The organism is Pedobacter suwonensis, assembly GCF_044762335.1.
Classification (GTDB): Bacteria; Bacteroidota; Bacteroidia; order Sphingobacteriales; family Sphingobacteriaceae; genus Pedobacter.
The window spans coordinates 157,395-171,941 of the sequence record NZ_JBIWEB010000004.1 but is presented as its reverse complement, the minus strand read 5'-3'; the positions used below and the strand labels follow the sequence as shown (position 1 = coordinate 171,941).

At 38.8% G+C, this 14,547-nt stretch carries 7 protein-coding genes; all 7 read right to left on the bottom strand.

What is annotated here, in order from left to right:
• Positions 1–14: 14 nt before the first annotated feature.
• The 7 genes from ACIQXP_RS08485 to ACIQXP_RS08455 all read right to left on the bottom strand — a co-directional run bounded on the left by ACIQXP_RS08485 (position 15) and on the right by ACIQXP_RS08455 (position 14,369).
• A complete protein-coding gene (locus ACIQXP_RS08485; protein ID WP_387505211.1) occupies positions 15–1,679 on the bottom strand; it encodes a glucoamylase family protein in 1,665 nt (554 codons plus the stop codon).
• A gap of 66 nt (positions 1,680–1,745) precedes the next feature.
• Positions 1,746–2,570, bottom strand: coding sequence for a LamG domain-containing protein (locus ACIQXP_RS08480; RefSeq protein WP_293744305.1), 825 nt, complete (start codon positions 2,568–2,570; stop codon positions 1,746–1,748).
• 20 nt (positions 2,571–2,590) lie between these two features.
• Positions 2,591–4,075, bottom strand: a complete 1,485-nt coding sequence (locus ACIQXP_RS08475; protein ID WP_293744306.1) for a RagB/SusD family nutrient uptake outer membrane protein — start codon at positions 4,073–4,075, stop codon at positions 2,591–2,593.
• Between the two features lie 13 nt (positions 4,076–4,088).
• On the bottom strand, positions 4,089–7,112 hold the full coding sequence (locus ACIQXP_RS08470) for a SusC/RagA family TonB-linked outer membrane protein (RefSeq protein WP_387505210.1): 3,024 nt from the start codon (positions 7,110–7,112) through the stop codon (positions 4,089–4,091).
• 371 nt (positions 7,113–7,483) lie between these two features.
• A complete protein-coding gene (locus ACIQXP_RS08465) occupies positions 7,484–10,363 on the bottom strand; it encodes a triple tyrosine motif-containing protein (RefSeq protein WP_387505209.1) in 2,880 nt (959 codons plus the stop codon).
• Between the two features lie 389 nt (positions 10,364–10,752).
• Positions 10,753–11,688, bottom strand: coding sequence for an oxygen-dependent tRNA uridine(34) hydroxylase TrhO (gene trhO / locus ACIQXP_RS08460; RefSeq protein WP_387505208.1), 936 nt, complete (start codon positions 11,686–11,688; stop codon positions 10,753–10,755).
• Between the two features lie 233 nt (positions 11,689–11,921).
• On the bottom strand, positions 11,922–14,369 hold the full coding sequence (locus tag ACIQXP_RS08455; protein ID WP_387505207.1) for a DUF5686 and carboxypeptidase regulatory-like domain-containing protein: 2,448 nt from the start codon (positions 14,367–14,369) through the stop codon (positions 11,922–11,924).
• Positions 14,370–14,547: the final 178 nt, after the last annotated feature.

Below are 14,547 nucleotides of genomic sequence, written 5' to 3'. Positions count from 1 at the left end.
GCAGATGTATAATGTTAAAGATTGGGGCTGCTGAACCCAAGATTTTTCATGCCTGTTTTAATTTCAGGGGCAGACATAAATAAGTTCCAGATTAATTTGGTCCTATAATTTTCGATCATCACCACAATTGGCCCCTGATCTATCGCCAGGGTAGAAGAGGCAAACCATTGATCTTTTAAGGAGAATGCATCGTAAAAACCATAATCTCCCCAGGTTTTGTTACCTAGTTTATAGTAAAAGTATTTTAGCGCCTGCATCGATTCGGTTGGCGTATAGGGAAAAGATGACAAAGCTGCGGTAGGGGCAATTACGCCGACATCATTGCCAGGTGCGCTAGCTGTATAGCCGTTTGGAATGTCGCTAGCCGTTAATCCCCAGCAATTTTCACTATAGCCGTAGTTTCCGAGCGGGTTGGCCTTGCAATAGTTATAATTGATCTGTGTGTGCGCCTTAGTCTGCGTTTCGTAATTGGCATAAGCATCGCTCAAACCCGTAGGATTGATACCCAGAAAAGAATAATGAGAAAAAAATAATGGACCGCCATTGGCTACACCTAGAGGAAGTTGGACACCATAATAGGTGTTCCCGTTTTTCATCGCACCATTTTGAGCCCAACCGGCATCATAAACTGATTTCGGAATGGAATAAGTAAGAGAGGCTGCTGCCATCACATAGGTGATTAGGCATTCGTTCCAGCCCTTAATTGGCAAGTTCATTTCCCAGTTGTAATTTGGGCTCCAGTGCCAGTAAAGCGTATTACTGTTATCTTTCCTATACCAGTTCCATTCTACGCCATTATAAAGGGTATTGATATCGGCTCGTAATGCCGTTTCTGCTGCATCAGTTCCATTAAAATATTGACGCGCGGTGATTAAGCCTGCCATTAAAAATGAAGTTTCTACAAGGTCGCCACCATTATCTTTGGTGCTGAACGGAATTACCTTTCCTGTATTGCCATCCAACCAATGTGGGTAAGCACCATGAAAACGGTCAGCAGTTTTTAAGAAAGTTACCATTTTTTGTATCCTGGCCAGACCATCGGCACGGCTGATAAAATTTCTGCTGATACCTGAAATCAAAGCCATGATTCCGAAGCCCGAACCTCCTGAGGTTACTGTATTGCCAGACGTGTTCCTTTCCCTGGCCAGGCCACTAGTAGGGTGGCCAAAGTCCCAGAAATATTTAAAGGTTTGTTTTTGAACTAATGTTAATAGTTCATCATCGCTGATGCGGGCAAATTTGTCCATATCATCAACGGCGGTAATCAGACTTACTGCAATGGCCGAAAGTAGCTTGTTTCCGGTTTTCGACAATAGGCCGGTATTGATATTTAAGGTATATTTAGTGATAGGTTGAAGCGCCGATGGCGTAATTACAACTGTATTATCGTTATTTTCTAGTTTGGATGTGAATGTGGCTGAATTTCCAGCATCATCATTAAGGGTAATGTTGGCACCAACTGAAGTGACGTTAATTGGTGATGAAAATGTGATTTTAATAACTGGACTGCTATTTAAACCATAATAGGTAAATCCACTATAAGTATCGTTTACCTTTAAATCACTAAAAGCAAATGAACTTGGGGTAACGGGTGGATCGATTGGAGAAGGCGTATCGCTTTTTTTGCAAGAAACAAAAACAATTGATAAGATTAAAATATAAAAATATTTATTGTTCATAGTAGGAGAGTTGAAAGGGCCACCATTTGGCAGCCCTTTTTAAGTTTGGCTATCAGAATGGGAAAACTATTTTCCTCTTCCCTCTAGTTTTTGTAATGAACTGATTTCTGTATCCGTTAAAGCTTTATTGTAGATACGAACTTCATCCAACTGACCCACTAGGTAACTGGCCCAGTCTTGTTTACCTGTAGCAGTTGTTAAACTAGGTGTAGTTTGGAAGTGCACTGTTCCAAAAACCATTTTGCTGGCATTTTGGAAAGTTAATGGGCCATTGTTAGCAATTACCTGGGTTGCAATTTTAGCACCGTTCATGTAAATTTTATAAGTTGATGTCGCCTGATCGTAACTTAGGGCAATCTGGTTCCATTTATCCCATGGGTTAGTTAACGCATAATTGCCTAACCAATTGTCTGCACCCGCATTATTTAAGTGAAATTTAAGATTACCTGATGCAGCTGTACCTCCATTTTCGAAGAAAACCGTCATATTACCCCAAAAAGAAGTGCTGTTTGATACATCTACCAAACCAACAATACCTTTATCGTTTAAGGGCATTTTCTCCCACAGGGTAAGCGTAAAACTTTTTAAGCCTTGAACTGCCGCCGGGGTATTCGATACTACATATCCATTCAAAGCACCCTGTAAGCCTTGTCCTTTAATTCCTTTTGCGAAAGATGTTCCGGTATTAACACCGACAGTATTGGAAATGCTATCCGCATAGCTGCCATCAAACGCCCAGTAGGCTACCAAATTGCTGGTAGCAATTTGCTTGGAGCTGGTGTAGCCACCAATGTTCAATGGCGGTGCATAGCTTGCAGGATCAAATTCTTTTTGGCATGATGATAACCCCAAGGTTAATGCCGCCATCCATAAGAAATATTTTGTTTTCATTTTTGTAAAATTTAAAGCGATTAATAACCTGGGTTTTGCGTTAGTGTTCCTGCACTTAAATCAATTTCAGTCGATGGAATTGGCCAGACTTCATTTTTGCCTGCTTTCCAGCCTTTAGGTCCAAATACGGCAGTACCACGGCCCTGGCGTATCACATCAAAATAACGGTCTGATTCCATTGCTAATTCAACTTGTCTCTCTTTCCAGATGGCCTGGCGAAGTGCTTCTTTGTCGCTGGTCGTAACATCAGGTAATACGCCAGCTACACCACCACGGGCACGCGCCCTAACCCTGTTTAATGAAGTTTTAGCCAAGGTGGCGTTGCCTGTTTCATTTGCAGCTTCAGCATTCATTAATAAAACATCTGCAAAACGAAGCACCCTTACATTTTGTTGAGCACCTTCATTAAATCCGGTAATAATTAAGCTAAATGGTACATATGATTTTTGGTTATACATCGGATTGTCACCAGTTGCCGGAATAACATCCCCTTGTGGAGTAGTTTCTCCTCTGAAAATAATTGTAGCATCTCTCCTTACATCTCCGGTTTCGTAGGCTGCTGCCAATGTTGCGGTAGGAACATTAAAGCCCCAACCGGCTACAGTACCTCTTACGCCTTGAACTTGACTGTATTGTGATGTTGCAGATCCTGCAATACTTTGAATTATTTCGCACTGGATTTCAAAAACAGATTCAATATTGTTTTCGTTGTTTAAACGAAAACCTTGTTCATAATTTGGAAAAAGATCATAACCTAAACCCATAACTGTATTGGTTAATGACAAAACTTGATCCCATTTACCTAAATACATAGCTACTTTAGCGTGTAAAGCTAAAGCGGCGCCTTTAGTTGCTCTTCCTTTATCTGCAGCAGGGTAGGTTTGAGGTAGTACAGCAGCCGCATCATCCAGGTCTTTCTCAATTGCAGCGTAAACCTGAGCTTTTGGAGTTCTTGGAATGTTAAATTCTGATGCATCCTTCGGCACGTTTAAACGCAAAGGGACATCGCCAAATGCGCGTACTAACCTAAAGTAAGAGTATGCCCGTACAAATTTTGCTTCAGCCAAATAACGCGCTTTTAAACTGGCGTCCATATTAATTGCCGGAATGTTATCTAATACCTGATTGCACAGATTAATGTTTTGATATTGTCCTGTCCAGAAACCATCAAATTGTCCTTCAGTTGATGATGCCGTGTAGTTATCGAAGTTATTTAAATAACTGGCATCATTTACCGAACTGCCTTTTTCTGCATCATCGCCTGGAATGCTTTCTACTGCAAGTGCAGGGAAAGCTGTATTTTCCCACGATCGCAAGTTGGCATAAATGGAGTTAACGGCTTTGGTAGCATCGTCCTGAGATTTCCAAAAAGTAACAGCAGGCTGTTGCGCTTGGGGATCAACATCTAAAAAATCTTTTTTACATGCAGGCATTATCAAAATAGTTGAGCATAAAATAATCAGCCCAAATTTTTGTATGTAGTTGTTTTTATAATTTGTTTTCATGTTTTTATCGGTGTTAGAAAGTAACTTGTAGACCTAATCTGTAAGTTGCAGATAACGGATAAACATTTGCATCTATACCAGCACTGGTAGGAGTACCTCCAATTTCTGGGGTAAAGCCTTTGTAGCCAAACAAGTTGATTGCGTTTTGGGCATCAATAAACACTCTAATTTTTTGCATTTTAAACTTAGTCATCAAACTTGGAGCTAAAGTATATCCAAGCTGAACGTTCCTTAAACGGATGTAAGAACCATCTTCAACAAAAAATGAGTTTGGAGCAGCATTTGCTGTTGAACCAACGTTTGCTGAAGGATAAGTTGTTGAAGTTCCTTCCCCATGCCATCTGTTGTCGTAAAAATCTTTACTGAAGTTTTCGTTTCCAAAACGATATGCAATATTGGCATTGTAAACATCCACATCGGCAACACCTTGAATATCCACGGCAAGATCAAACTGTTTATACCCGAAAGTTGCATTCAGACCATAGCTGTATTTTGGATTTGGATTACCCAGTACAACGCGATCTTTACCGTCGATTACACCGTCGCCATTAATATCAACATATTTGAAATCTCCTGGTCTTGCTGATGTTTTTTGTGCAGATGCAGCAACTTCAGCTGTATTTTGAAAAATTCCTGCAACCTGATATCCGAAAAATGCTCCGATAGGTCCACCCTGAATCGTACGTGTTGCCAATGCTCCATTGGCAATACCAGCACCTCCCGCATAAATCGGGTTAAGTCCCGTAATTACAGAAAGAACTTTGTTATTGTTAATGCCAACATTTGCACTAACAGAATAGCTGAAGCCATTTTTTGACTGATCGGCAAAAGTAGCTAAAAACTCAAAACCCCTATTTTGGAAATCGGCCTGATTGCCAATTAGTTTTCCAGATGCTGTACCGATCGACTTTAGTACGTTGATATCAAAAATGGCTTGCTCTGTCTTTTTGTTATAAAAACCAGCTTCAACACTTAAGCGGTTTTTCAAAAACTTTGCTTCAAAACCTATATCCGTACCAACTGTACGCTCCCAATTCAGAAATGACGGAACAATCGAATTGACGTTGGCGCCTGTATAACCTACGCCATTATAAAACGCTACAAGATTACCACCTTGGGCAATAGTTAAGGTAGTAGGGTTTACCGGAACGCCTGCATTACCTACCTTACCCCAGGATCCTTTAAGTTTTAGGTAATTAACAATGTTTTGTTCTTTCATGAAGTTCTCATTGCTAATAACCCACCCTGCACCAACTGCGGGGAAATTACCCCAGAGGTCTCCGCCATTAAAAAACTGCGAAGCACCATCTCTACGAATAGTTGCATTCAATAGATAACGGTCTTTAAAGGAGTAATTTACACGTCCGAAATAAGAAGCTGATGTTCTCAAACTACCACCATCACCCACTACTCGGGTTGATGCAGTACCCAAAGCAAGGTATAGGTCGCCTTCACTTGAATAAGGAACATCGTAAGCGGTTGAATTTATAAAATAATTCTTTCTCCTTTGAGCAGTTGTTCCCACCAATACGGTTAGGTTATTGTCGCCAAAAGTATTTTTGTAAGTTAAGGTATTTTCAAAGATCCAGTTTCTGTTTTCATCCCTATTGATATTTAAAGTACTTTGGGTACTTCTCTGTCCCTGGGTAGCTTGATAGACAGGTATATAGGCCCTAACCTCGTTTTGCGCAAACTCACCCCCCATACTGGTTCTAAAAGTAAAGTTTTTTGCAAGTGTAAGCTCGGCGTAAACATTACCAGTAAAGCGGTAATTTTTAGATTTTTGATTGAAATAGTCCAAAGTAACTTGAGGGTTAAAATTGTTACCTCCACCTAATCCAAAATCGTTTGCATCACCGTAGGATCCGTCAGCATAATAAACAGGTACAACTGGTCCAGCCGCATATAACTGACGGAAGATTCCATCACTGATATCATTTGTTTTTATGGCTGTACCTGAAAGAGTATAACCAATTTTTAATGGTTTAAGTACTTGAAAATCATTAGAAAACTTTGCCGTATAACGTTTGTAGTTCTGGGTTTTCACAATACCGTCTTCCCCGGTGTAACCCAATGAAAAATTATAAGTTGTTTTTTCACTACCACCGTTAACAGAAACCTGGTGATTGGTTTGTAATGCATTTCTTAATCCCTGGTTGTACCAGTTTGTGCCTTCGCCATAGCTAGCAGGATTAGCAAAAAGTGGAGTTGCTGTAGGATCGTTAGACTTGATCAACTCGTTAATAATTGTTGCATATTCGGTAGCATTTGCCATTTTAACCTGATTGGTTACTTTTTTATATCCTACGGAACCATTGTAGCTAATAACGGGATCGCCTGTTTTACCTTTTTTTGTGGTAATTAATACAACACCATTTGCAGCTCTGATACCATAAATAGATTGAGAAGAAGCATCCTTTAAAATACTTAGATTTTCAATATCACTCGGATTTAAGAAGCTTACATCGTCAAACCATACACCATCTACTACATACAATACGCCAGTATTGCCGTAAACTGTACCAGTACCACGGATCGTAATTTTTGGTGATGACCCTGGCGCGCCGGAATTGGTAATGTTTACACCGGCTACTTTTCCTTGTAAGCCACTTATCGGATTAACAGAAGCCTGCTTAGCAACATCTTCCCCTTTTACGGTTGCCACAGACCCAGTTACATCGATTTTTCTTTGTGTACCATAACCTACCACCACAACCTGCTCTAATTGTTGTGTAGAAGATGCCAATGATACATTAATGGTAGTTTGATTGTTTACAGCTTGCTCAGTTGCTGTGTAACCTACAAAGTTGAATACTAATGTAGCGTTAGCCGGCGCGCTAATAGAGTAGTTGCCATTTACATCTGTTTGGGTGCCACTTTGTGTGCCCTTAATTAAAATAGATACGCCAGGTAATGGGGTCTTGTCACCGCCATCGATTACCTTACCTTTTACAGTAATGTTTTGCGCTAATGCTACGTTAATTGTTAGCAAACAAAATGCAGCGAGAACAGAAATTCTTGTAAAGATTCTTTTCATGCTTTATTATAAATTTAGTTTAATTGTTAGTTAAATGTGGGGTTGTTTTGGTAGATGTGCAAGTGATTTTACCTCTACATTAATACATCATCATAGCCATTGGAGTTTCGAAGGCAAATAAACCAAATGCGATTTCAGGTCAAAAACAGAGTTTTTTTCAGTTTTAATAGAATGTTAGCCTCTTGCTTTGTGTAAAAAGTACACCAAGTATTTTGTGGGGGTTGCAAAATTGTGATGAGAGGTAATGATGTAGTCCCTGACGAACTGAAAAATCGTAAAAAGCCGCGAAAACGATTTCTTAAAATAATAATCGTTTAATGATGATGTGTTGTCTTTGCATGGATGATCACTAAAAAAATGAAATCAAAAGGCTAAAGTTCCATTAAAAATTCGGTTAAATTTTTGTCGTGTGGCACCTCGAGTTTTTTACGTAAACGGTACCGGCGAATTTCAACTCCTCTTAAACTGATATTCAATAACGACGACATTTCCTTACTGCTCATGTTCATCCTTAAATAAGCACATAGTTTTAAATCATTCGGAACCAGATCAGGATGCTGGGCTTTTAACTTTTTAAAGAAGCTCTCATGGGCTTCGTTAAAACTGTTCTCGAACAGGTGCCAGTCGCGTTCATCATTCATCCCGTCGTTGATCACCTTTTGTATTTTACGGGTCTGCTCTTCCGAAAGTTTCTTACCGTTTTCATCCTTTAACTTGGTAATGTCGTCAGCCAATTTTTGAAGCAACTCGTTTTTGTATACCAATGTCATTGCAGAATTAGCCAACTCCCTATTTTTCGAAGCCAGTTCAGCCTGGAGTTTTTCCGTTTGTAATTTAATAATCTGCTTTTCGCTTATTTCAGCTTCCTGCCTCAATTTTTCTTCCTGCTCTGCTTTTAAACGATCGGTAATTTTCTGACTATCACGTTGCAGTTTCTTTTCGTATATTTTTTTACCCAAAATTAAAACTGCCACAAACAGGATGGTATATAATAAAATAGCCCAATTGCTCAAATACCATGGTCGTAGGATCGTAAATGTATAAATTGTTTCATTACTAACTGTATTATCGTCAACTTTTGCCCTCACTTTAAAAGTATAGGTGCCTGCGCTTAAATTGGTGAAATCTTTTTGCGTAGCCGAAGACCAATCAGACCATCTGTGTGAATAGCCTTCCAGATAAAACTGATATTTCACTTTAGCTTGTCTGTAATAAGGAAGCGCATAAGAGATGCGGATATTGTTTCTGCTATTATGGATTTCTGCTTCTTCGTTGCTATTTCCACCTTCACTGATTAGTGAGAATTTGTCAGTAATATCTTCTACGCGTCTGATTAAAACAGAAGGTAGTTTTTTCTTTTCCTGGTTGAGCTGTTCAGTAGGATTATAGATTACAAAACCATCATCAACACTGATGAGATAAATGGAGTTACTGATGCGACTGATATTTTCATAGTATTGCACCATCCGGCCATCCAAAATGCTGAATTGATTAGAATCTATTTCTACCTTGCCCGGCTCACTAAAGTTAACCATTGCCGTTTTGCCATGATTAATAAACCAGTATTTTTTACTGCCTGCGGGGATGATTTTGTTGGAAGTTTCGAATGAGCCCAGGCTTTTATTGAGTGCCTCATATTTGGTGAATTTGTTGCTGAGTTCATCATAGGTATAAAAGCCTGCATCAGACGAAAAAACAATTTTATTCTCCAGATTGAAAATGTTAATGTTATAATTACCGGGTAAGCCATTTTTCTCATCGAAGTATTTCGTGCTCGTCACCCTGGTGTAATCGGGGCTAAGGCTTAATTTAAATAAACCTTTATAGGCATGTCCAACCCAGATGTCTCCTCTGTTATCCTGTTCAACATATCTCGAAGGCGCTTCAAAGCCAGCTATTTTAGTCGCGAACTTTAATCCAGAACCTGGCGACTTAGCAAATAAAGATAAGCCTGTATAAGTTCCCTGAATAAGGTAATTTGGATTTGAATTTAGTTTTTTGATGGTCCAGCCACCTGCGGACCTCGATATCCATTCTATTTTATCGCCCAAAACTTTAAAGGTACCGCTGTTATGACCGCAAATTAGCTCATTATCGATAACTGTCAGCTCCCAAACCTGACCCTGCGAATTAGGAATTAAACGGAAATTGAAAGGCAAAAGATTGTCTGGCGACCATTCGCTGTAAAACAGCCCTTGATTGGTACCTAAGTAGATTTTATTGTTGAAAATAATACTGGAATAGACCGTTCCAAACTGACCAGTTTTATCGAAGTAGAAATATAAGGGCGAATTCAGTTCTATCCGGTCGATTCCGTTGTCAAGTCCTGTCCAGAGATTTTGCTCATTATCCGCGTATAAGCTTAAAACCGTATTATTCTGCAAACCGCTAGATTTATTGATCCGCTGCACAATTTTTCCATTTTCATCGATTATGATCAAACCGTTAAGAATGGTGCCATATGCGAAGTACTTGCCTAACAAACTTACTCCATTGTTGAGCTGGTAGGTTTTCAGGTAATTATTAGCGGGAGTATTTAAAGGCGTAAAATCTTTACCATCATATGTAAACAATCCCTGTTTGCTTGTCCCGATGATCAGGCCAGTATGCTTATAGGGAAGAATAGATAATATACCCTCGTTGCCTAGTTTGTCACTGTTGGGAATATAGACTAACTTATTGCCGAGCAGTTCAAATAAGCCTTTTTCCAGCACTTCTATAAAGTACCTGTTATTTACCTTATGCAGAAATAGAAATGATGCCGGTGACTTTATCACCTCTATTTTATTATTTCTATAGATAAATATTTTGGAAAAGGACTGGAAGATTACCCTATCCGGATCAACATAGATTTTCCATACCTCATCATCTATTTTTATCCCTTTCGGCAGCAGATTGGTAAGTGAATGGTAGCTTAATTTATTGTTTTTAATTGCCCAGTAACCAAATTCGCCAAAACTACCGGTATAAATTTTTCCACTTTTATCGGTTGCTACAGCTCTAACAATCTGCCTGTTAGGCATTTGGTATTTCTGCCAGTAACGTCCATCGAAAGTTAACAATCCTTCCGCATTGCCAAAGTACATTACACCATTTTTATCTTTGGCTATGCTCCAGTTCTGATTTCCTGACGCATAAACCGCTTTTGGATAATTTTCAATGTAAGGAACGCCAATACTTTTAATTTCTGATGCGGCGCTGGTTATAGTAACGCAGGATAATAATAATAAAAGCCTGAAGTAGTTTAGCATAAAGTGATATTGGGTATACCCATAATGCCACAAAGTAAAGAAAAATTGTTAGAACATGCGAGAGGTGATGGATGTTAAGGATTCTAGCATGAAAAAGATCGAAATTTTAATGTTCCTAAAATTGCCGACATTTCGAAGGGTAATTTATTACATTAATCGATATAAGTGATATAAAATTTAAGGGAGTAGCGCACTAAACCTAAAGGATCAGCACGCTACACTGGCTAGTTCTTGACCGCCCATGAAACAAAAATAAAATATTTTATTTGCAAATCGTGTGCGAAGAAGTCGAGAACCCCGTAAGTGCTTCAGCGAAGCTAAATCTGCCTCAACAGAGCTCTGCATTTCACTGCTTTCCAGTCGAAATGACGATCTTTCTATTAATTTCTCTACCCTTTTATCGCTACCGGCTGCGGAACCTTCACATAGTAACCTGTACCATCGTAAGGGCGTTTGCGGGGATTGGTAGTACATGCAACCGAGCAGCAGCCCTGAAGCTTTTCTCCACAGGCATCGCATTGGGTAATATGCTCATTACACTCAGGATTAGCACAGTTAATCATTTTTGGCGTCGTAACTCCGCAATTATAACAAACTGAAACCACTGTTGGATTAACCTGGTTCACATCCACCGCTATTCGATTATCAAATACGTAACATTTACCTTCAAAATCTTTTCCGCCAGCTTCCTTACCATATTTGATGATACCACCATGTAATTGATAAACATCGTTAAAGCCGTGGTGTAACAATAAAGCAGATGCTTTTTCGCATTTAATCCCACCCGTGCAATAAGTAAGTATTTTTTTGTCTTTATATTGGGCAAGCTGGTTAATCTGCTCAGGAAAATCACGGAAATTCTCTATGTCGAGGGTTACCGCATTTTTAAATTTGCCAAGATTATGTTCATAATTAGAACGTACATCTAAGATTACTACATCCTCGTCATCCTTCATTTTCATGAAATCGACCGGTTCTAAATGTTTACCGGTTTGTTTGTTGGGATCGATAATTGTCGTGTCCCTTAAACCAGAATGTACAATTTCCGATTTGTAACGGCAATGCATTTTCAAAAATGAAAGCTCTTCTACGTCGTCAATTTTAAATTCTGTTTTGGCAAACCTTTCATCAGCATGTATCGCTTTCATATAAGCTTCGCAGGCTTCCGGAGTGCCCGATATGGTGCCGTTTAAACCTTCGTCGGCCACGATGATACGTCCAACAAAACCTAAAGACTTGCAAAATTTAAGATGATCGGCTGCAAATTGCTCTGCCTCTGCTATGTAGCTATAGCAATAGTAAAGTAGTGTCTGATATTTTTTCATAACGCTGTTGATACCGTTGCAAACGGCGTTTAAAGCGGTGCAAAGATAGTAAAAAAGGTTGAAGGTAGAAGGCTTAAGAAGGAAGGTTTTTTATGATGTAAAATGGAAAATGTGGAATGGATTGCGAGCCGCCCTCTCAACAACTTCTTTACTGAATAGATAAATTATATAAAAAAGTAAGATGGAAAATGTGTTGTCTGCCATCATCCATCTTATATAAAACATCTTCCATATTAGAATCCGTACGCGATCCTGAATCCCTGCGTCAACTTACGTCCGCCGTCATAGGCAAAGCCGTAGCTGGCACGCAATACCAGGCGTTGGATACCGAAATAGAATTCTTTATAATTCCTTTTTTCGGGAGATGATAAATAACCTCCACCAATAAATTCCTCCAGTTTTGCTTTACGTAACAAGGGAATTTTATTCATAAAGAAACCTGCAAAATTATGTTCTAAGTGGGCTTCAAAATATTGTTGATTGGTGCTAAACTGATAGAAGTCGAGGTACTGGAATTTTCTGATATTAGGAGGGAAAATAGTGGAGATGTTACCCGCGAAATGTTTAAAGTCAGGATAATACATGTTTTTGTTGTTCAAAAATTTACCCACACCGGCCAAAAATGAGGTATAGCCCCAGAGTCCCATCCCGATCCTGTCTTGAGAAACTTCCAGCTTCACAAAATCGTAGTCAATATCGCTATTCAATACACCGTTAAAACCTTTTTTATATAATAATGTAATTTTTGGGAACTTCGATTCGGTATAAAACTTGCCATCCGGACGGGTGATATACTGCTGTTCGAAGGTATAGGTTAAACTTGCCGTTGCGCTGAAAGAATTATATGTAGGGAACAGCGGTATCTCTTCATTTGGACTGAAAGGGTTGTTCGAAGTAAATTCGAGGTCCTTAACGTCTATAAATTTGAAATTGGTATTATTGGTGAGGTTTTTATTCCTGCTGTAATCCAAGGCCAAACTTCCCTGAAGGCCGGAGACGAGCTCGCGGGTGGTATTAATATTTATAAAGCTCTTTTCGTAAAATTTGGCAAAGTTTTTTTCATAAAATAATGAGTTAATGGTATTGCCCAGCTGTGTCATAGAGCCCAGATTGTTCAGATCGAATATCCCATTTCCGAATGATGCGCCAACACTGGCCCGCTTACGTGGGTCGTAATAATAACTGCCGCTCAGACTTCCGGTAAGATTCTGGTTGGCGAAACCAAATCTCAACTCAGGTCGGATGGAATAAGATCTTCTGTTCTCAAAATCCTTGCGATAGGTAACACCATATTTTATGGCAAATCCTTCTACTGTATTGTAAAATATGGCTTTTAATACGGGGTCGAAACTCCAATACTCTTTATCGTACCGATCATTGATACTTACACCCCTGAGCAAAAGCTTACCTATTCCGAATTTGTTATTTTCTCTTTCAAGAGAATCGAGATATTTTTTCGATTCTTTTAGTTTCGCTATGCTATCTTTTTTGACATAGTTGATCTTTTCGTCTTCCGTTAGCGGGATAGGCCTGTTGTTTTTCCAATAAATGGAATCTTTTTTATTTACCATTTCGGTAACTTTTAAGATCTCCCCATTAAAAAAGTGTTTTGGGAATTTAGGGTCTAGGTTATAATTGCTATAAATACCAACATAATAACCGTCTATTTTAAATCCAAGCACGTTACCGCCAAATTTAAAATTAATGGCAGTAGGCATATACGCTTCATTAACCTTGGTAAACTGCTGGCTGATGTGCAGCGTATCAATGAAATTGATGCCTGCTTTTTTGGTGAGGTAAACATCGGTATTGTAAATTCTCCAGCTATTATCGATAATATAGATAATTCCTCTGAAAACAGGGTCGTTCTCGCGACGTGGAATCACTTCTATTTTATGGATAGTTTCCCCGTTTTCATTGCTTTCGCCTAATAATTTATATTTATAATAAAAAAGGGCATTATCCGCGATAGGTGAAATGTATCCTCTCGTACTCAATTTGTTTTCAAGCAGGTAATTGTCGTAAAAATTGATGATCAGATCGGATGCCTTATTAAAACTGAATGTATTGTTTCGGCCGGCAACTTTTGATGAAATCATTTCTTCGTGTACCTCATTGGGCCGTCTGAAATTAAATTTGCTCTGTGATTCTGAAAGGTAAATAATACCCCTCCGGTTAGTGTCAAGTTCCAAAATTTTCTGTATATCCTGACCGAAGAATTTTTTAGGTGCACCTTTTAACCTTTGCACTCCTTTAATGTATACATCACAGCTAAACGCTTTAACTTCATTCAAGTGTGCTTTTCGTTCCTTAATGGCTTTTCGGATAATGGCATGGGCCGGATCTTCAGCGCTGGCCGTGATATTCACGTTTTCTAGCGTGTAACTTTCTGAAGTTAAGATAACGTTGAGCGATTGATCTGCAGATAAATTGACAATATGATCTTGTTGTTTATAACCAACAGCCCTAAAACTTAAAGTGTATTGACCATTTTTGAGTTTTAACGCATATTTTCCATCAACATTTGCTGATGTTCCTTTGGTGGTATTTTTTAAATAAACAGTTGCAAAAGGAATAGGTTGGCCGCTATTATCTTTAACCATTCCGGTGATGGTAGATTGCTGAGCTAAAATAATATTGGTAAATCCGCAAAAAAGCAGGAGCGATAAAATTCTTATCATATGTTGGGTTAGTAAGCTATAAATATCGAATAACTTTAACACTATACACATAGGTGAGTGTTAAAGTTTGTTAAGATGGAAAAAAAAATAATCAGGATAGATGTTGTTTAAAGATTCGTCATAGAAATGCTGAGCTGATCAGTCAAATATTTGTATTTAAAATGTTGGGATAAAATTG

Excerpts from the sequence above, each read along its gene's own strand:
- ACIQXP_RS08480 (WP_293744305.1), bottom strand. The coding sequence starts at position 2,570 with ATGAAAACAAAATATTTCTTATGGATGGCGGCATTAACCTTGGGGTTA.
- ACIQXP_RS08475 (WP_293744306.1), bottom strand. The coding sequence starts at position 4,075 with ATGAAAACAAATTATAAAAACAACTACATACAAAAATTTGGGCTGATT.
- ACIQXP_RS08485 (WP_387505211.1), bottom strand. The coding sequence starts at position 1,679 with ATGAACAATAAATATTTTTATATTTTAATCTTATCAATTGTTTTTGTT.
- ACIQXP_RS08470 (WP_387505210.1), bottom strand. The coding sequence starts at position 7,112 with ATGAAAAGAATCTTTACAAGAATTTCTGTTCTCGCTGCATTTTGTTTG.
- trhO (WP_387505208.1), bottom strand. The coding sequence starts at position 11,688 with ATGAAAAAATATCAGACACTACTTTACTATTGCTATAGCTACATAGCA.
- ACIQXP_RS08455 (WP_387505207.1), bottom strand. The coding sequence starts at position 14,369 with ATGATAAGAATTTTATCGCTCCTGCTTTTTTGCGGATTTACCAATATT.
- ACIQXP_RS08465 (WP_387505209.1), bottom strand. The coding sequence starts at position 10,363 with ATGCTAAACTACTTCAGGCTTTTATTATTATTATCCTGCGTTACTATA.